17 protein-coding genes are annotated in these 18,546 nt (G+C 39.1%); all 17 read left to right on the forward strand.

Annotation, left to right across the window (positions count from 1 at the left end; genetic code table 11):
• The first annotated feature begins 3 nt into the window (after window positions 1–3).
• The 17 genes from CHU92_RS14610 to CHU92_RS14690 all read left to right on the forward strand — a co-directional run bounded on the left by CHU92_RS14610 (window position 4) and on the right by CHU92_RS14690 (window position 18,541).
• Window positions 4–1,050: a nucleotidyltransferase family protein gene (locus CHU92_RS14610; RefSeq protein ID WP_094416851.1), complete on the forward strand. Its 1,047-nt coding sequence runs from the start codon at window positions 4–6 to the stop codon at window positions 1,048–1,050.
• 2 nt (window positions 1,051–1,052) lie between these two features.
• Window positions 1,053–1,745 (forward strand): acylneuraminate cytidylyltransferase family protein, encoded by a 693-nt coding sequence (locus tag CHU92_RS14615; protein ID WP_094416853.1) that lies wholly within the window; start codon window positions 1,053–1,055, stop codon window positions 1,743–1,745.
• Window positions 1,738–3,180 (forward strand): lipopolysaccharide biosynthesis protein, encoded by a 1,443-nt coding sequence (locus tag CHU92_RS14620; RefSeq protein ID WP_094416855.1) that lies wholly within the window; start codon window positions 1,738–1,740, stop codon window positions 3,178–3,180. The genes CHU92_RS14615 and CHU92_RS14620 overlap by 8 nt, the downstream gene beginning before the upstream one ends.
• A 47-nt stretch (window positions 3,181–3,227) precedes the next feature.
• Window positions 3,228–4,235: a hypothetical protein gene (locus tag CHU92_RS14625; protein WP_094416857.1), complete on the forward strand. Its 1,008-nt coding sequence runs from the start codon at window positions 3,228–3,230 to the stop codon at window positions 4,233–4,235.
• Window positions 4,232–5,470, forward strand: a complete 1,239-nt coding sequence (locus tag CHU92_RS14630) for an EpsG family protein (RefSeq protein WP_094416859.1) — start codon at window positions 4,232–4,234, stop codon at window positions 5,468–5,470. The genes CHU92_RS14625 and CHU92_RS14630 overlap by 4 nt, the downstream gene beginning before the upstream one ends.
• Window positions 5,470–6,606: a hypothetical protein gene (locus tag CHU92_RS14635; RefSeq protein ID WP_129583104.1), complete on the forward strand. Its 1,137-nt coding sequence runs from the start codon at window positions 5,470–5,472 to the stop codon at window positions 6,604–6,606. The genes CHU92_RS14630 and CHU92_RS14635 overlap by 1 nt, the downstream gene beginning before the upstream one ends.
• Window positions 6,599–7,726, forward strand: a complete 1,128-nt coding sequence (locus CHU92_RS14640) for a hypothetical protein (protein ID WP_094416863.1) — start codon at window positions 6,599–6,601, stop codon at window positions 7,724–7,726. Before CHU92_RS14635 ends, CHU92_RS14640 begins: the two co-directional genes overlap by 8 nt.
• A gap of 3 nt (window positions 7,727–7,729) precedes the next feature.
• The gene (gene asnB, locus CHU92_RS14645; RefSeq protein WP_094416865.1) at window positions 7,730–9,625 is read left to right on the forward strand and encodes an asparagine synthase (glutamine-hydrolyzing); all 1,896 of its coding nucleotides are present in this window, start codon (window positions 7,730–7,732) and stop codon (window positions 9,623–9,625) included.
• 16 nt (window positions 9,626–9,641) lie between these two features.
• Window positions 9,642–10,544, forward strand: a complete 903-nt coding sequence (locus tag CHU92_RS14650) for an SP_1767 family glycosyltransferase (RefSeq protein ID WP_094416867.1) — start codon at window positions 9,642–9,644, stop codon at window positions 10,542–10,544.
• Window positions 10,545–11,615 carry a glycosyltransferase gene (locus CHU92_RS14655; RefSeq protein WP_094416869.1) on the forward strand — a complete coding sequence of 357 codons (1,071 nt, stop codon included), beginning with the start codon at window positions 10,545–10,547 and terminating at the stop codon, window positions 11,613–11,615.
• A gap of 26 nt (window positions 11,616–11,641) precedes the next feature.
• Window positions 11,642–12,679: an NAD-dependent epimerase gene (locus tag CHU92_RS14660; protein ID WP_094416871.1), complete on the forward strand. Its 1,038-nt coding sequence runs from the start codon at window positions 11,642–11,644 to the stop codon at window positions 12,677–12,679.
• 31 nt (window positions 12,680–12,710) lie between these two features.
• Window positions 12,711–13,886, forward strand: coding sequence for a glycosyltransferase family 4 protein (locus CHU92_RS14665; RefSeq protein WP_094416873.1), 1,176 nt, complete (start codon window positions 12,711–12,713; stop codon window positions 13,884–13,886).
• Window positions 13,887–13,905: 19 nt separating this feature from the next.
• Entirely contained in the window at window positions 13,906–15,060 is a 1,155-nt protein-coding gene (locus CHU92_RS14670; RefSeq protein ID WP_094416875.1) for a glycosyltransferase family 4 protein, read from the forward strand.
• A 5-nt stretch (window positions 15,061–15,065) separates the two neighbouring features.
• Window positions 15,066–15,671 carry a sugar transferase gene (locus CHU92_RS14675; RefSeq protein ID WP_094416877.1) on the forward strand — a complete coding sequence of 202 codons (606 nt, stop codon included), beginning with the start codon at window positions 15,066–15,068 and terminating at the stop codon, window positions 15,669–15,671.
• The gene (locus CHU92_RS14680) at window positions 15,671–16,684 is read left to right on the forward strand and encodes a sugar-transfer associated ATP-grasp domain-containing protein (protein ID WP_094416879.1); all 1,014 of its coding nucleotides are present in this window, start codon (window positions 15,671–15,673) and stop codon (window positions 16,682–16,684) included. Before CHU92_RS14675 ends, CHU92_RS14680 begins: the two co-directional genes overlap by 1 nt.
• 71 nt (window positions 16,685–16,755) lie before the next feature.
• A complete protein-coding gene (locus CHU92_RS14685; RefSeq protein WP_094416881.1) occupies window positions 16,756–17,382 on the forward strand; it encodes a NeuD/PglB/VioB family sugar acetyltransferase in 627 nt (208 codons plus the stop codon).
• A 22-nt stretch (window positions 17,383–17,404) separates the two neighbouring features.
• Entirely contained in the window at window positions 17,405–18,541 is a 1,137-nt protein-coding gene (locus tag CHU92_RS14690; protein ID WP_094416883.1) for a DegT/DnrJ/EryC1/StrS family aminotransferase, read from the forward strand.
• The last annotated feature ends 5 nt before the right edge of the window (window positions 18,542–18,546 follow it).

Consider the following 18,546-nt stretch of genomic DNA (forward strand, 5'->3'; position numbering starts at 1 on the left):
ACTATGAGAAATTACCGGGAGCATCTTCTCCAGTCCGGCAGTACTATTAAGCAAGCCTTGCACCAGCTCGATATTCTTGCTAAAGATGCTATTCTGTTCATAGTAGACGATGCTGATGTCCTGATAGGCTCCCTGACCGATGGCGATGTAAGGCGCGGACTTTTAAAAGGGATTACTATCGATCATACAGTTAATGAAATCATACAGCCGCACCCGAAATTTATCAGAAAAGGGGAACAAAATATTCAACAAATAATTGAGTACCGGGAAGGTAATTTCAGGATTTTACCCGTTTTAGACAAGGAGAACCGTGTGGTAAATGTTATTAACTTCAGGGAAATCCGCTCCTATCTGCCTGTAGATGCTGTTATTATGGCAGGAGGCAGGGGACAAAGGCTCCGGCCGCTTACCGATAGCGTGCCAAAACCATTATTGAAGGTTGGTCACAAAGCAATTATGGAACATAATGTAGACCGGCTTGCTTTATATGGGATTGATGATTTTTGGTTTTCCGTAAAATATCTTGGGGAGCAGATAGAAGCATATTTTGGCAACGGTAAAGAAAGAAACATTACCATCCAGTATATATGGGAAGATTCGCCTCTGGGAACAATTGGGGCAGTATCTAAAGTACAAAATTTCGAACATGATTATATCCTGGTTACCAACTCAGACCTTTTGACCAATCTGGATTATGAAAACTTTTTTGTTGATTTCATAAATAATGATGCTGATTTTGCAGTTGTAACCATCCCCTATCAGGTTAAGGTGCCTTATGCCGTACTTGAAACAGATTCGGGAAGTATAAAAAGCTTCAAGGAGAAACCTACTTATACCTATTACTCCAACGGTGGCATTTACCTGATGAAGAAGTCAGTACTTGATTACCTTCCTAAAAACAGTTTCTTTAATGCAACTGATCTCATGGAAAAATTGATTGCCGAACAGAAAAAAGTTATTTCCTACCCGCTTATAGGATACTGGCTGGATGTAGGCAAGCATGAAGACTTTGAAAAAGCACAGCAAGACATTAAGCAAATTAAATTTTAATTGTGGAAAAACTGGTTGTAATTCCTGCGCGGGGCGGTTCCAAGGGAGTACCCCAAAAAAATATTAAATTGCTGCATGGTATTCCCCTAATCCATTATACTGTAAATGAGGCCAGGAAGGTTTTTGATGACAGCCGGATTATTGTTTCTACAGATGACGAAGTAATAAAAGATACTACGGAAAGAACAGGCTTAAAAGTCCCTTTTCTGCGGCCTCAAGAACTTGCCACAGACACGGCAGGTACCTATGAAGTGTTGCTGCATGCCCTAAACTATTTTGAAAGTACCGGGAAACGCGCGGATGTGCTTATACTCCTTCAGCCCACTTCGCCTTTCAGGAAAGCCAGGCATATCGAAGAGGCCTTACAATTATATACTGCTGAAACAGATATGGTGGTTTCAGTTAAGGAAACAAAAGCAAATCCTTATTACCTGCTTTTTGAAGAAAATAAAGAGGGCTATCTGCAAAAGAGCAAGCCGGGGCATTATATACGCCGACAGGACTGCCCTCAGGTCTGGGAATATAATGGCGCTGTATATATTATCAATGTTGAAAGCCTTAAAAGTAAACCTATTGCAGATTTTACCCGTGTAAGAAAATATGTTATGGATGAATTTTCATCACATGATATTGATACACCGTATGATTGGCTTGTTGCAGAGTCTATAGCACAGTTACAGAATATTAATGGATAGTTTAAGGAAAAAAACAATATCCGGCCTTTTGTGGACATTTAGCCAGCAGTTTGGCGTTCAGTTTATTAATTTCTTTGTATCGGTTGTTCTTGCGCGGTTGTTACTGCCACAGGAGTTCGGGTTAATAGGCATGATAGCTATATTTGTTGCTATTGGTAATTCTTTGGTAGACAGTGGAATGACTTCAAGCCTTATACGTACTGAAAATCCTGATGATATTGATTATTCTACTGTGTTTTATACTAATTTCAGTATAAGCTTACTGTCTTACTTCATCGTTTATTCTCTTGCCCCTTATATTTCATCTTTTTTTTCACAAGATATACTCATAGGCATTATAAGGGTTTACTGCCTTACATTCATCATAAGGGCTTTTTCTACTGTCCAGAGCACGCGTCTAAACAAGGAAATGAATTTCAAAACACAAATGCTTATCAATATTCCTTCTTTGGTTCTTGGGGGTGTGTGTGGTATAATATTAGCATATAATGGCTATGGAGTATGGAGCCTTGTATATATGAATCTTATTCAAACATGTATAGGTACAATACAGCTCTGGATATATTCAAAATGGAAACCAAAATTGGTTTTCAGTCGGGAGCGGCTGAAATTTCACTTAGGTTTTGGTTATAAACTAACACTGGCAGGGCTTACAGATACTTTTGTAAAGAATTTTTATAATATAATCATTGGCAGGGTTTTTCCTGCGGCCCAGTTAGGTTTCTTTACTAGGGCAAAAACGCTTCAGGAGTTACCTATAACCAATATTTCTGCAGCGCTGAACAAAGTAACGTACCCGGTTTTTTCTTCAATTGTAAATGATAATACAAAACTTAATTCCGTTTATAAACGCCTTTCCCAGCAGGTTTTTTTTTGGGTTTGCCCTATACTTACGGCATCGGTTATTGTAGCAGAGCCCTTGATAAAATTTTTACTTACTGAAAAGTGGCTCCCGGCCGTCCCGTACTTCCAGCTGCTTTGTATTGCAGGCATTGTTACTCCGCTTAACTCCTATAATTTGAACATTCTCCTGATCAAAGGCCGCAGCGATATTTATCTCAGGCTTGGGATTGTACGGAACATTATAGCTGTAGCAGGGGCCCTGCTCATATTACCTTTTGGCATGTATGGGCTATTGTATGGTATTATTCTCTCTACGTACCTAACTTTTTTCATCAATGCCTATTTTTGCGGGAAGTATATTGATATGTCAGTAGTTAACCAGCTTAAAGATACTTTACCTGTTTTTCTTATAAGTATCCTTGCAGGCCTCACAGGCTATTTCATAGAGTTTTTGTTAATTTCCTGCTTTAATAGTGACTTACTTGTGCTTATCGCCTCTGTATCCTGTATTTTTCTTTTTTATTTTGGTATATCTTACGCGGTAAAACTACCTGCTGCCATCGAAATTAAAACCATGCTGCTCAAGCGATGACTCTTAGCAAAGAAAAAATTTTATTTTTAGTACATACTGAATACCATATGATGGTAGCATTAACCATCATTGCAGATAATTTTGCTGATGCTACAAAGTATGACATTATAATATATCAAACGGAAGATTATTCCAAAAGGAGGTTCCAGTTCCAAAAAGATATACACCTCTTGCCAAACCTTAATTATATTGTAATCCGGTACGATGAAAACAGTAATACGTTTAATGAAGAGCTGTTCAAAGCCGTACATACAATTTCGAGAACCGGTTTCAGCAGGTTTGTCATGTTTAACCATCATTCTTTCCTGGCAATATATCTTTCTAGAAAACTTGCCCTGAAGAATACTCGGATAGTATTAGCTCCGGATGGCCTTAAGCCTTATTCAAATACCAGAAGGATGACTCCCCGCTGGAGCTTAAAAACCGCAATTAAGTTTTATAAATTTATAAAAGGTAACAGGCTTTCTTATTTTTTTCATTATCCAAGCCTTGAATATGCTAACCTAAAAGAAATAAGCCTTATATATATACATTTTCCAAAGGCTTTTTTAAATTTTAGGAATATTGTTACTAAAGAAGTAAAAGTTCTTGAATCTGAAAATTCAAAACATTTGGTGAGCCGGTATTTTAAATTCTCAACAAGCAATGAGGAAATTTTTAATAATGTTATTTTTTTTATAAACCAGCCACTAAACAATCAGGATATTTATAACTTTGAAATTGATTTATTAGAACAAATCAAACTAAAATTTCCGCATTATAAACTGGTCATAAAACTACATCCGCTGACTGATTATGATCATGTGGAAAAATTTAAGGCATTAAATGCAACTATAATATCAGAAACCTATCCTGCAGAATTATATATTGCGCAGCTTAAACATTCTATCGTACTGAGTTTCTGGTCAACAGCATCATTAATAGACAATCCTTCATGCAGGTTTTACTGGCTATACCCCATGCTCCAGAATCGGGGAATTATGTTGAGCTATATTAATATACAGAACCCTACCGAACATATACTGGAGGTCTCTTCAATTGAACAACTACAATGAGGGTAAATTACAATTCCATAGAAAAACAAAATACTGCCTGGGCCTATATCCTGTTTTTTATATGGCCACTTCTTGCCTTGATTGTCTCATTTAAAAACTTGGGGTATAAATATTCCAGGGTAATAATTATCCTCTTCTTCGGATTATTTGGCTACACCTTTATATTTAACGAGATGTCAGACTCTTATCGGCATGCGGAGTCCTTTAAATTAACAGCGACCAAGCCGTTTGGCGATTTTTTTAATATTGTAAGCGGGCTTTATTCTGAAGAAGGTACTAAGCCCGATTTTGTAATGGACCTCATAAGTTTTATTGTAACAAGGTTTACAGATAATACCAAGATTTATTTCATGGTGCTTTCCCTGATTTTAGGGTGGATGCTCATGGTAAATATCAAACTGTTATTAAGCCTCTACGAGAAAAACAAAACAGCGGCAGGGATTATTTTTATTGCTTTCCTGATTATTATAATGCCTCCATCCCGCATACTGTCCTTCCGCCATTATTTGGGGCTTTTGGTTTTTGTTTATTCTTTATATAAATATTTTACCGAAAAAAAACTCATATATCTACTGTTATTAACTTTTTCGATTTTTATACATTTTGGGTTTTTAATGCTGGTTGGCCTCTTTTATATCTATAAATTGTGTGGGCGCCAAAACAGGGTTTATTATATTTTGATTATTCTGTCTTTTATTTTTTACGAACAGTCTGCTACATTGCTTAAAAGCTATGGTGTAGGCTTAGGCGGTCTGGATAAGACCGTGCGGGGCTATACACATGAAAAGTACCTCGAAAGGGTTGCAGGATATCAGAATAACAGGAATATCATTATTAATTCTTATGCAAGATGGACTACTTTGTTTATGATATTGTCACTTATTTATCACAAACTCAGGATAAAGAATTTCGATAAAGTATCTGAATACCTGTACTCCTTTCTTCTGCTTTTTTTTGCCTTCGTAAATTTTATGCAGGGCCTTGAGGCAATAGCCAACCGGTTTAGCGTGGTATTCCAGGTTCTAAGTTGTGTATTTTATGTGCATTTATATTCTCAGAACAATGTAAAAATCCCCACTGTTTTCAGGCAGGTATCGCTCATTTTCTTGTTACTTAACGCTGTAGTGCTTATAAGGGTTACATTTGAATATACCAACATGCTCGTGCTTGTTCCTTTCGTTCCTGTTTCCCTCCTTGTTGATTCAGACAGTACAATATTAAACCTTATCAAATAGTGGCAAAAACTATAGGTATAGCAGCAAGTTTATTTAATAAACTATATAACTTGGCCGGCTGGAAAACTAAACGCCAACTGGTTATTTTTACCTCAGATGACTGGGGCAGTGTAAGGGTACCCTCAGCAGAGGCAAGGGAGAATCTATCTAAAAACGGTATTTCTATGGACTCAAACCGTTTTAACAGGTTTGATACCCTGGAGTCGAATAAAGACATGGAATGCCTTTTTGAAATCCTCACAAAGCATAAAGACAGGAAGGGCTGCCATCCTGTATTCACAGCCCTTACCAATGTGGCAAACCCTGATTTTGAAACAATAGAAAAAAGCGCATTTACAGAATATGCGTATGAGCCTTTTACTACTACATTAAGTAAATATGAGGGGCGCGATAAAGTATATGAAATGTATAAGCAGGGTATTGCACAGCATATATTTGTGCCGGAATTTCATGGGCGTGAACACGTAAACATAAACAGGTGGATGAAAGCTTTACATGCGGGGCATGAAGTCAGTATTAAAGCATTCAGGGAACATTTTTATTTTATTGATGATGCAGATTTGCTTCCTGAAATAAAAAAAGGCTTTGACTGTGCTTTTGATATTGACAGCCCTACCGAAGTACAGGGCCATAAGGCTATCATTAAAGATGGATTAGATTTATTTGAAAACTTATTTAATTACAGGGCTTCTTTCTTTACGGCTCCTTCTATGATTTTTAGCCCCGCTATTGAGATAGAATTAAAAGATTCCGGTATTGAAGTGATAGATGTTCCCAGGCTGCAAAAAATCCCTTTGGGCAATAACAGATATAAAAAGAAATTAAATTTCATGGGCAGCAAGAACACACATAAGCAATTTTATGTAACACGTAATGCTGTTTTTGAGCCCAATATACAAGATGATTCTGATAGTATAGGCAGTTGTCTTAAAAATATAGCCGAAGCTTTTAAAAATAACAGCCCGGCCATAATAAGCAATCACCGTGCGGCTTTTACAGGAGGTCTTAATCCAGAAAATCGTGAAAAAGGTATTAAAGCACTGGATTGCCTGCTGGGAAAAATTGTTGATACATGGCCTAATGTAGAGTTTATAACTATGAAGCAGTTGCACTATATAATGAATAACAGTGATTAGAAATAGTATCGCTTCCGTAAGGAACCACTTATACAATATTTCCGGGAAACCGGTATCAAAAAAAGTCATTCTTTTTGAATCGGACGATTGGGGCAGCATCCGCATGCCTTCAAAGGCCGTTTATGAGAAGCTCGAAGCCAAAGGCGTTTTATTACACAAAAATCCTTATAACAGGTATGACTCTCTTGAAACTGCTGAAGATTTAGAGGCATTATATACAACACTAATTCAGTTTCAGGATAGCAGCGGGAATCATCCGGTTATAACTACTAATTTTGTTACGGCTAACCCCGATTTTATCAAAATTAAGGACTCCGGTTTTGCATCTTATTCATATGAGCCTTTTACTGAAACATATAAATCGTATCCGGGCACTGAAAGTTCCTGGAAAATGGTGCAGGAGGGAATGGCCAACAATTTTATAAAACCTCAATTCCATGGGCGTGAACACTTGAATGTAAAACATTGGCTTATGCTTCTTGAGGAACCCGATACGGATGTGCTAAACGCTTTTAATGAAAAGGTCTTTTGCATGGATATACAGGGTAAAGAAAATGACAGGAGCAATTTGATGGCTTCTTTTGATTTTAAGAATACAGAAGAGCAAAAGTATGTTGTGGAAAGCTTAAAAGACGGCCTGCAATTATTTGAGTCAATTTTTGGTTACAGGTCTTCTTCTATGATTGCGCCCTGCAATGTATGGGATGATTCGGCTGAAAAAGTAGCTAAAGATTATGAGGTAAAATATATACAGAGCCTCCGTGGCAGGTTTGTGCCACAAATGTCTGCCGGTTATAAACGGGAATATCCCGCTATGGGTGAAAAGAATCAATTTGGGCAGTATTATTTTATCAGGAATGCTTATTTTGAGCCCTCTACAAATAAAAGCTATGATTGGGTAGGAAATTGTATAAAGAAAATTGATGCGGCATTTTTCTGGAATAAACCGGCAATAATTTCGACACACCGCCTGAATTTTATCGGGGCAATAGAACCTGAAAACAGGAAGAGGAATTTAGAAATGTTTTCGGTACTATTACGTAAAATCCAAAAAAAATGGCCTGAAGCTGAGTTTATAAGTACGGATGCTTTAGGGGAGCTTTATGAAAAACAAAAGTAGTTTATGTGTGGGATTACAGGATTTATAGATTTTAAAGGAAGCAGTAGCGAGAAAGTGCTAAAAGATATGGTGGCAACACTCCATCATAGGGGGCCTGATGGTAATGGGGCTGAAGTTTACACAACAGGCAATAATGTACAGGTAGGTTTTGGGCACACCCGCCTCAGTATTATTGACCTTAGCAATAATGGCCACCAGCCAATGCATTTTGAAGATTATTCAATTTTGCTAAACGGAGAGGTCTACAACTACAAGGAAATAAAAGCCGCACTCCTAAAGGAAGGATTTTTATTTAATTCAGATTCTGACACAGAAGTTGTATTGAAGGCTTTTATCAAATGGGGGCGGGAGTGTGTGCACAGGTTCATAGGAATGTTCGTTTTCATTATCTACAGCAGGAAAGAACAAAAGCTATATTTTTGCAGGGACCGTGCAGGGATTAAACCCCTGTATATTTATGAAGAAGGCGGGCTGCTGCTTTTCGCATCGGAATTAAAATCATTCCACAAGCATCCCGGATTTAGAAAAATCCTCAATAAATATGCGGTCTATGATTTCGTACAATATGGTTATATCACAGGTAACCAGTCAATCTTTGAAAACTGCCGGAAATTAGCGCCATCAAGTTGGGAAGTCCATGATCTCAAAACAGGCACAAAGCAGGAACAACGCTATTGGGACCTTTTGGAACATTTTAAAAAACCACTTATAAAGGCGGATACACAGGAAATTACAACACTTACAGAATCCCTTATACAATCATCGTGTGATTATAGAATGGTAGCTGATGTGCCTGTAGGTGTCTTTTTGAGCGGCGGGTATGACAGTTCCCTTGTAACCGCTTTGCTGCAAAAAGATAAAACCGAAAAAATAAAAACATTTACTATAGGCTTCCCCGATGGTATAGATGAATCAAAATATGCCAGACAAGTGGCAGATCATTTAGGGACAGACCACACCAGTTATAACTCTACACATAAAGATGCACAGCATATTATCCCAAAACTTCCGTATTATTATGATGAACCTTTTGCAGATATTTCTGCAATACCCAGCATATTAGTTAGTGAACTGGCCCGGGAAAAAGTTACTGTAGCACTCTCAGCAGACGGAGGGGATGAGTTATTTGCCGGATATACCTGGTATAATAAATTCTACAAGAGGTTAGCTGAAATAAATGCAATGCCGGAGGTTATTAAGCCACTGTCATCAGCGATAGCCCGAAATATAAATGTGCTGATACCCCGGCAAAAGCATCACCTCAAGCACAGGCTCAAAGGCCTTAGCAAGGTGTGGGCGGCCACGCCCGAAAACCGTCTTTCGGAGCTTATGTATCAAAGCAGGAGGCTTCCCGACAATCTCAATAACCTGCTGTTTCAAGAGCGTTTTGCTTCAAAGCCTAAAATATTTTCTAAAGATTATAAAGGGCTTAATTCTGAATATGCATCTATGCTGGCCATTGACTACCAGATGAACCTTACAGACTGCCTTTTGGTAAAAGTTGACAGGGCTTCAATGTCTGCATCTCTTGAGGGCAGGGAACCACTAATGGATCACCGCCTTGCCGAATGGGCGGCACAGTTGCCTATGGAATATAAATTTGATGGCTTGACACACAAAAAACTATTGCGGGATATCACTCATAAATACATCCCAAAAGAAATAATGGAAAGGCCTAAAGTAGGTTTTGACCTGCCTGTTTTTGATTATTTAAAAAGGGAACTGGCTTACCTGATAGATGAAAATTTAAATGAGGCAGCAATTAAAGAGTCAGGAATTTTTAATCCGGGCTTTGTAACTTTGATAGTCAAACAGTTCAGGGAAGACAAGCTCCTTCACAAGCCACTTATATGGAGGTTGTTAATGTTCCAGTTGTGGTATAAAAAATGGATGAAGTAATCAGCTTTGTATATATATGAATATCAGGTACAATAAAGCATTAAAGATACCAAGAAAATTTGTCAAGCTGCTGCTTGCCTCTTCTTACCCGCTGGTAACAAAAATTTTTCCTTTGCCCCAGGTAAAATCCATAGAAGAAACACTGGATAAAATCAACGAAACAAAATGCTCCATCTCCCGTTTTGGCGATGGTGAATTCTTATATATAATTGACAGGCTTAATCTTCCGTTCCAAAAATATGAACCACGCCTGGCAGAGAAGATGAAAAAGATTTTAATTTCTGATGATTCAGCAATATTAGTGGGGCTGCCTATTGGCTATCATTCGCTCAATAATCTTAAAAAAGAAAGCAGGCTCACATGGAGAAGCCAGATTTCCTGGATATATCCAAGGCTTCGGAAATACCTTGATTTAAATAAAGTATATTATAATGCCAGTATGACCCGCGTATATTCCGGTTACGAAGACAAATCATGCAGCAAAGGCTATTTTGAAAAACTTATGAAAATATGGGAGGGAAGGGAAGTACTGCTTATAGAAGGCGAAAAAAGCCGCCTGGGAGCCGGTAACAATCTTTTCAGCAATGCCACAAAGGTAGAGAGGATCCTGGCCCCGATGCATCATGCTTTTTCAAAATATGATGAATTGTGTAATGAAGCCACCAAACATGATAAAACAAAGCTGATACTCATAGCCCTTGGCCCCACCGCTACGGCATTATCATATGATTTGGCCAAAGAAGGCTACCAGGCCATAGATATTGGTAATGTGGATATTGAATATGAATGGTATTTAAGGGGCGCAACATCAAAAACTAAAATCCAGGGCAAATATACAAGCGAAGCAAAAGGCGGCAGGGATGTGCAGGACATTAATGATCCTGAATACGATTCGCAGATAATTAAAAAAATTATTTAAGTGTACAAAAAGCGTATTGCGGTTGTAGGGCCCTGCATCAACATGGGCGGTATAGAAAGGGCATCGGCTACTATGGCTAACTTCATCAGTACACAGGGACATACTACATTGTACCTGGCTATATTCCGGCATCCCCGTTTTTTTAAACTAAATCCGGATATTGAATATGACGAACCACTCGACGGGAGTAATGTAACAAAACTTAGCCTCATAAAAACAATCATCAGGATTCGAAAAAAAATCATCGCCTTCAATCCTGATGCTGTATTGGCCTACAATAAGTTCTATGCTTCTTTAACCTTGATTGCCCTGGTGGGATTGCGCAAAAAAATTATAATTTCTGAACGTTCGAGCCCGCTCTTCCGCTGGAAAAAAAATGCGGCATTTATCAATAAACTGGCAACATTATTAAACCCGCCTGCAGGTGTTATTGCACAAACATCCGTTGCTTTTGAGCATCAATACAAATATTACGGCCCAAAGGTGAAATATAAAATTATACCCAACGCGTTGCGGGAAGTGACGCTTTACCCCCATGTAGGGCGAAATAAATGGATTTTGGCAGTTGGCCGTTTTGCAGATCCTCTTAAAGGTTTTGACTTGCTTATTGAAGCTTTCGCAAAAATCAAAGCACAGGACTGGAAGCTTGTTTTTGCCGGAGGCGACGAAGACGGGGAATATCTAAAAGAACTATCCCGGGAACTTGGGGTACACGAAAAGATTATCTATCTTGGAAAAGTAAAAGAGATTGACAAAGTGTATGCGCAGGCAGGTATATTTGTCATTCCGTCACGCAGTGAAGGTTTTCCTAATGCCTTATGTGAAGCCATGGCTGCAGGATTACCATGCATAAGTTTTGATTTTGTAGCCGGCCCAAGGGATATTATTACCGACGGTGTAGACGGGATAATTGTAGAAAATGGTAATACGGATAAATTAGCGGCAGCTATTGACGACATCATAACAGATGAACCAAAACGATTGCTGTTGATGAAAAACGCACCTCAAATTTCAGACAGGTTAAAGACGGAAAATACCGCTCGTGAAGTGCTTGACTTCATACTCTCATAAATGATTAATTCTAATACAGATACCTTGTGAAAATATTAGTAACAGGCGCCGCAGGCTTTATTGGCTACCACCTCTCCAGGCGGCTTTTAGAAGAAAATAATACCGTTGTAGGCATTGATTCTATTAACGGTTATTATGATATAAGCCTTAAATACGGACGGCTGCAGGAACTCGGTATAGTACCCGGCCAGGATACCAGTATAAAATACCCTGGCTTTAGTTTTTATAAAATAGATATAAGCCATCTCAGCCAGCTAAGTAATGTCTTCAAAGAACATAATTTTGATTATATAATACATTTGGCCGCCCAGGCAGGTGTGCGGTATTCGCTTGATAATCCGCAGGCTTATATTGAGAGCAATATCCAGGGATTCATAAATATACTTGAGCTAACCAGGGTACATAAGCCTAAACACCTTATATATGCATCTTCCAGTTCTGTTTATGGCCTGAATCGCGAAATGCCCTTTTCTACGTCACATCATACAGATCATCCGGTGAGTCTGTATGCCGCCACAAAAAAATCCAATGAGATGATGGCGCATTCTTATGCCCATCTTTTTAACATACCCACTACAGGCCTAAGGTTTTTTACCGTTTACGGTCCCTGGGGCAGGCCGGATATGGCATATTTCAGTTTTACAAAAAAGATTTTTGAAGGTCAGCCTATAGATGTTTTTAATAATGGTGATTTAATGCGTGATTTCACATATATAGACGATATTGTTGACGGAATAGTAAAACTTTTAGATGTTATCCCCCAGCCGGTAAACAATCATAACAGCACAGAACCTGATCCTGCTTTTTCAGTAGCGGCCCCCTACAGGCTTTACAATATTGGCAATAATAAACCTGTGAGGCTGATAAATTTCATCGAAGCACTTGAAGAAGCCATAGGTAAAAAAGCTGTAAAGAATTTTAAGCCAATGCAGCCAGGTGATGTATATGCCACCTTTGCTGATATATCAGACCTCACCACCGCATGTGGATTTATGCCTGCTACGGATATCCGTTCTGGCCTTGCTAAATTTGTAGCCTGGTACAAACAATTTTACAAGCTATAGCCCTTTCTTAGTTATACACCGCTTTTCGTTTATGATTAATTCATTAGATAAAAAACAATTAAAAGTAGCCGTACTGCTTGATAAGGACATACCTACTGACCATTCTTTTGTTCAGGGAACGCTCGAAAATTCGTTAAGTAAAAGAAATTGTCATATTACCTTTATAGGCTATAAAAGCAATATAGAAAGTAGTAAAAAAGACAATGTATCTTTTATATATGTTCAAAAAGGCTCTGCCAATTTCTTTATAAATAAGTTTCATAAACTGATTACATTTACAAAAAAGGTAAAAGAATCCGGGCCGTATGATGTACTGTATACCCGGAACGATCCAGTTTACCTTATCCTGGCATGGTATCTGAAAACAAAAAATATTATACGGCTGCATTTTCATCAAATATCGCATCTTCATGCTTTTGCGAGTTCTAAAAAGAACATGATTTATAAGATAAAGACGGTGGGTGATTTGATTTTAAGGAAGAAGTTTCTCAAATATGCCGACAGGGCCTTGCTAATAAGTGACGAGATGAAAGTTTTTTTAGACCAGAAATGGCCTGCTTTTTCAGATAAATATATTGTTTTTCCAATGGGGATTGAAGTTTCTGAATTTGAAGATATTATCCCGTATAATCAGAAACAGCTTGATGTAACTTACATTGGGACACTGGCCAAAAGCCGCAGGGTTGATATTATTATTGATGCTGTAAAATTATATAATGATACCTACGGCCCACTGAAGCTCCACATTTGGGGGCAGTCCCATGATAAGCAGGATGATATTGACCTTAAAGCGCATACTAAAAAAATCGGGGCGGAGAACCTGGTTACCTTTTACGGTAAAGTCGCCAGGAAAGAAGTTATTGAAAATATAAAAAATACCAAAATAGGTATGGCTGCCATACCTAACACAGGGCTGCTGAAACAGATTTCGCCAACAAAACTCATGGAGTATCTTGCCGCAGGTTGCTGCGTGGTCGCTACAAAAGGAATAAGAGATCAGGAAGATATAGTAAACGAAGCTTACGGTAATGGGCACCTTATAGATTTTACAGCTGAAGATATAGCAAAAGCAGTGCATAGCATATTATCTGACCCGGCTAATGCTGATGCCCTTTCTCAAAAAGGCCGGGAATATATATTTAAGAAAAGGTCCTATACGGAAATGGCCTCAAGGATATGGTCAGAATTTGATGTACTCCTGAAGTAAAGACGCAATTACTTTTACTATGAAGAAAAAGCTTATAAGGATTACCACAGTACCTATTTCCATGAATATTTTACTGAAAGGGCAGCTTAAATTTATGAATGAGCATTTTGATGTAATTGGTGTAACAGGGCGTGATGAAAAACACTTTGATGAAGTTACCCTGCGCGAGGGTGTCCGTATGCATGCCATAGACATGAAACGTACAATAAGCCCTCTCAATGATTTGCTTACATTATTTAAACTATACAGATTTATAAAAAATGAGAAGCCTTACATTGTCCATACCCACACCCCAAAAGCCGGCCTTTTGGGTATGCTTGCGGCTAAATTTGCCGGTGTACCGGTAAAGATGCATACCGTAGCGGGAATGCCGCTGCTTGGTACAAAAGGCTTAAAAAGGATATTGCTAAACAATATTGAAAAAATCACGTATTTATGCGCCGATAAAATTTACCCCAACTCTAAAGGGTTAAAAGATATAATTATAAAACATAAATTTTGCCGCCCTGATAAACTGAAAATTATTGCAAATGGCAGTTCAAACGGGATAAATACCGAATTTTTTTCCACAGATTATACCGGCGATAAAATACAGCTAAAGCAAGATTTAAAACATGAATTAGGTATTAAACCTGCCGATATTGTTTATACCTTTGTGGGCAGGCTCTGCACGGAAAAAGGTATAAACGAATTAATTGGCGCTTTTACAAAACTCTTGTGTAGTTATAACAATGTAAAGCTTCTGCTAGTAGGGCCTTTTGAAAAAGAAAATGGTGTACTGGGTCAGGAAACAATTAAGCAGATACAAAATGTTCCCGGGATATTGGCTGTAGGGAGGCATGATGATATAAGGCCTTATCTGTTATGCAGCGATATATTTGTCTTTCCCAGCTACAGGGAAGGTTTTCCTAATGTAGTCCTGCAGGCAGGCGCCATGGGATTGCCATGTATAGTAACAGATATTAACGGATGTAATGAAATAATTACAGATGGGCATAATGGCCTTATTATTCCCGTTAAAGATTCTGGGGCGTTGTACATGGCGCTGGAAAAATTATATACAGATTCTGCCCTAAGGGAAAAACTTTCAGTAAACGCAAGGCAATCTGTTAAATCAAAATTCAGTCAGGAAAATGTATGGCAGGAACTCCTTAAAGAATACAAGGGTTATTAATAAAGATGTATAAAAATTTTATAAAAAGGCTTATCGATATTATTACCTCGTTTACAGGATTGGTGCTGTTGTCTCCGGTACTTATTATTACGGCTATATTAATTGCCTTTGCCAATAAAGGCACCCCGTTTTTTTACCAGACACGGCCCGGTAAGCATCAAAAAGCATTTAAGATTATAAAATTCAAGTCGATGACAGACGCCAAGGATGCCCGGGGAAATCTTTTGCCTGATAATGAAAGGATAACAAGAGTGGGTAAATTTATCAGGAAAACATCGGTTGATGAGTTGCCGCAGCTTATCAATGTCCTGAGTGGCGATATGAGCCTTGTAGGGCCAAGGCCGCTGCTGTTTAAATACATACCACTTTATAACGAACAGCAGCTGCGCAGGCACGAAATGAGGCCGGGCATTACCGGCTGGGCGCAGGTAAACGGCCGCAACAGCATAAGCTGGACCGATAAGTTTAAGCTTGATGTGTATTATGTAGACAACGTAAGCCTTTGGCTTGATATAAAAATATTGTGGATGACAGCCATAAAGGTTATCCAGCGAAAAGATATAAACCAGAGTGATAACAGGCCTATACAGCCATTTAACGGAACGAACTGATGATTAAAAGATTGTTGTACCTGGGATATTATTACAAAGAGCTTGATAAAGCCAAGTTCAGCAGGTTTGTAGATTATGTGCACAGGCAGCACGGTATATCAAAACCCAAAATATACGCTGACATGATAGCAGCCTCGCTAAAGTACAATGTATCATTTATAGATTATTTTCTTTTCCGTTTTTACCAGAATACCCCGCAGGTAAGGGATACCTATGCCGGGACTGGCTTTATGTATGAATACCAGCTGCAGATGAACCCTAAAAAATACAGGGACGTGCTGGAAGACAAACTTCGTTTTCTGGAAGTTTATAAAGAGTTTGTACTTCATGATTACGCTTCTCTCACGCAGATGCAGGCAGATAAAAATATTGCGGAAAGGCTGCTGGCAAACATGTCAGGCAAAGTGGTGCTCAAGGGCTCAACCGGCCAATGCGGCAGGGGGATTGAGGTACGTAGTGCAAAAGATTTTACACCTGATACCCTGATTGCAAGGCTTAAGGAGATGAATAATGATTATGTGGAAGAGTTTGTGATGCAGCATCCTGAGCTTAATAATTTATCACCTTCGGGGCTTAATACAGTGAGGATTTTTACCCAGCTTGATGGCGAAGATAACGTGGTTATACTTGGCTGCAGGCTTCGCATAACGATTAATTCTGCAGTTGATAACCTGGCAGCCGGTAATGTAGCAGCTCCTGTCAATACAGAAACAGGTATTGTGGAAGGGCCGGGAGTTTATAGTGATATTACTAAAGAAGATATAGATGTGCATCCCGTAACAGGTGTAAGCATAACCGGGTTTAAGGTCCCCTATTGGCAGGAAACCATAGCCATGGTTAAAAAAGCATCACTGCTTGATAAACGCAACAGGTCGGTAGGATGGGACGTTGCCATTACAGAAAAGGGCCCTGAGCTTATAGAAGGCAACCATAACTGGTGTAAGCTGCTGTATCAGTTGCCCGTAAAAAAGGGACTAAAGCTGGTACTCACTTCGTATCAGCATAAAAAGTAGGCTGCTTTTTCTGGGGAGAAAATATTCAGAAAAATTAACAGGTGCACTACAACAAATAGTATTTGCAGTAAATGAAAGATCTTATAATAATAGGCGCCGGCAATGTAGGCGGATATATTTCCTATAACATTGCTGATTTTCAAGGCTATAGGGTGCTCGGCTTCCTTGATGATAATATTGAAAAACAGGGGAAAATGATGTATGGCAGGACAGTGCTGGGGCCCTGCAGTAGTATTGATAATTATATTGGGGATACACCTTTGCACGTTGTTATTGGTATTGCCAATCCTGTTGCTAAAAAAAAGATTGCCCTTTTACTCAAAGATAAAAATGTCTTTTTCCCAAACCTTATTGCCAGGAACGTCTGGTTATCAGCCCAGGTACAGAAAGGAAAGGGTATCATAATATATCCTGGGGTTTCGGTAAATTATGAAACACAGCTCGGTGATTTTGTAATCATCAACATGAATTGTGCCATTGGCCATAACTGCAAAATTGCTTCCTATGCTACACTGGCTCCCGGCGTTAACTTAGCTGGCTTTACACAGATTGGAGAAACAGCCGAAATAGGCATAGGCGTGTCCACAAGGCAGGGTGTTATCATTGGCGAAAATGCTGTTGTAGGAGGACAGTCAATGATACTAAATGACGTTCCTCCCGGTACACGTGTTATGGGGGTACCGGCTAAAGCAGGATAAAAATATAATCTTACATAAGTATATGAATACAAAAATATGGCTTTCGTCACCGCATATGGGTGGCAATGAGCAGAAATACGTACGTGAAGCATTTGATACTAACTGGGTGGCGCCGCTTGGCCCAAATGTTACCGGTTTTGAGCAGGATATTGAAAACTATATTGGTGAGGGTGCTTTTGTAGGCGCGCTTAGCTCAGGTACCGCTGCCATACACTTAGGGCTGGTACTGCTGGGCATACAGCCCGGAGACGAAGTTATCTGCCAGAGCATGACGTTTTCCGCTTCGGCTAACCCTATTATGTACCTGGGCGCTACCCCTGTATTTATCGACAGTGAAAAAGACACCTGGAATATATGCCCGGCTGCCCTTGAAGAAGCCATAAAAGACAGGACTGCTAAAGGCAAAAAACCTAAAGCAATTATTGCCGTACATTTATACGGAATGCCTTTTAAAGCAGATGAAATAAAAAAAACAGCTGCAAAATATGGTATCCCGGTACTTGAAGACAGCGCCGAAGCATTAGGCAGCAGCTATAAAGGGCAAAAATGTGGCACATTTGGCGATATAGGCATATTATCATTCAATGGAAATAAGATTATTACTACTTCTGGTGGGGGTGCTATAGTAACTAAGACTAAAGAAACTAAAGATAAGGCAGTTTTCCTGGCAACCCAGGCCAGGGATAATGCGCCTCATTACCAGCACAGTGAAGTTGGGTATAACTACAGGATGAGTAATATATGCGCGGGGATAGGCAGGGGCCAGATGGAAGTGCTTGATGCGCATATCAGCCTGCGTAGGGAGATGCATGGTTTTTATAGCAGTATATTTGCATCTAATCCTGCTGTAACGCTACATAAAGAGCCGGATCCCAATTACTATTCCAATTACTGGCTTACATCGATTGTCATTGACCCTGAAAAAAGCAACGGCAAAACACGCGAAGGACTACGGCTTGCCATGGAAAGAGATAACATAGAATCACGGCCACTGTGGAAACCTATGCACCTGCAGCCTGTTTTTGAAAAATATCCTTACTATGGTGGTAAAGTATCGGAAACGTTGTTTGAAAACGGGCTCTGCCTGCCATCAGGTTCTAACCTTACCAATGATGACAGGCACCGTATAAAAAGGGTCTTAGAAAATTATTTTTTGTGATTTTT

Origin of the sequence: Flavobacterium cyanobacteriorum, from assembly GCF_002251835.1 — a bacterium.
Classification (GTDB): Bacteria; Bacteroidota; Bacteroidia; order Flavobacteriales; family Flavobacteriaceae; genus Flavobacterium; species Flavobacterium cyanobacteriorum.

Bases quoted from the DNA above. Each gene is read 5' to 3' on its own strand.
- CHU92_RS14610 (WP_094416851.1), top strand. From the start codon at position 4: ATGAGAAATTACCGGGAGCATCTTCTCCAGTCCGGCAGTACTATTAAG.
- CHU92_RS14620 (WP_094416855.1), top strand. From the start codon at position 1,738: ATGGATAGTTTAAGGAAAAAAACAATATCCGGCCTTTTGTGGACATTT.
- CHU92_RS14625 (WP_094416857.1), top strand. From the start codon at position 3,228: ATGATGGTAGCATTAACCATCATTGCAGATAATTTTGCTGATGCTACA.
- CHU92_RS14630 (WP_094416859.1), top strand. From the start codon at position 4,232: ATGAGGGTAAATTACAATTCCATAGAAAAACAAAATACTGCCTGGGCC.
- asnB (WP_094416865.1), top strand. From the start codon at position 7,730: ATGTGTGGGATTACAGGATTTATAGATTTTAAAGGAAGCAGTAGCGAG.
- CHU92_RS14650 (WP_094416867.1), top strand. From the start codon at position 9,642: ATGAATATCAGGTACAATAAAGCATTAAAGATACCAAGAAAATTTGTC.
- CHU92_RS14665 (WP_094416873.1), top strand. From the start codon at position 12,711: ATGATTAATTCATTAGATAAAAAACAATTAAAAGTAGCCGTACTGCTT.
- CHU92_RS14670 (WP_094416875.1), top strand. From the start codon at position 13,906: ATGAAGAAAAAGCTTATAAGGATTACCACAGTACCTATTTCCATGAAT.
- CHU92_RS14675 (WP_094416877.1), top strand. From the start codon at position 15,066: ATGTATAAAAATTTTATAAAAAGGCTTATCGATATTATTACCTCGTTT.
- CHU92_RS14680 (WP_094416879.1), top strand. From the start codon at position 15,671: ATGATTAAAAGATTGTTGTACCTGGGATATTATTACAAAGAGCTTGAT.
- CHU92_RS14685 (WP_094416881.1), top strand. From the start codon at position 16,756: ATGAAAGATCTTATAATAATAGGCGCCGGCAATGTAGGCGGATATATT.
- CHU92_RS14690 (WP_094416883.1), top strand. From the start codon at position 17,405: ATGAATACAAAAATATGGCTTTCGTCACCGCATATGGGTGGCAATGAG.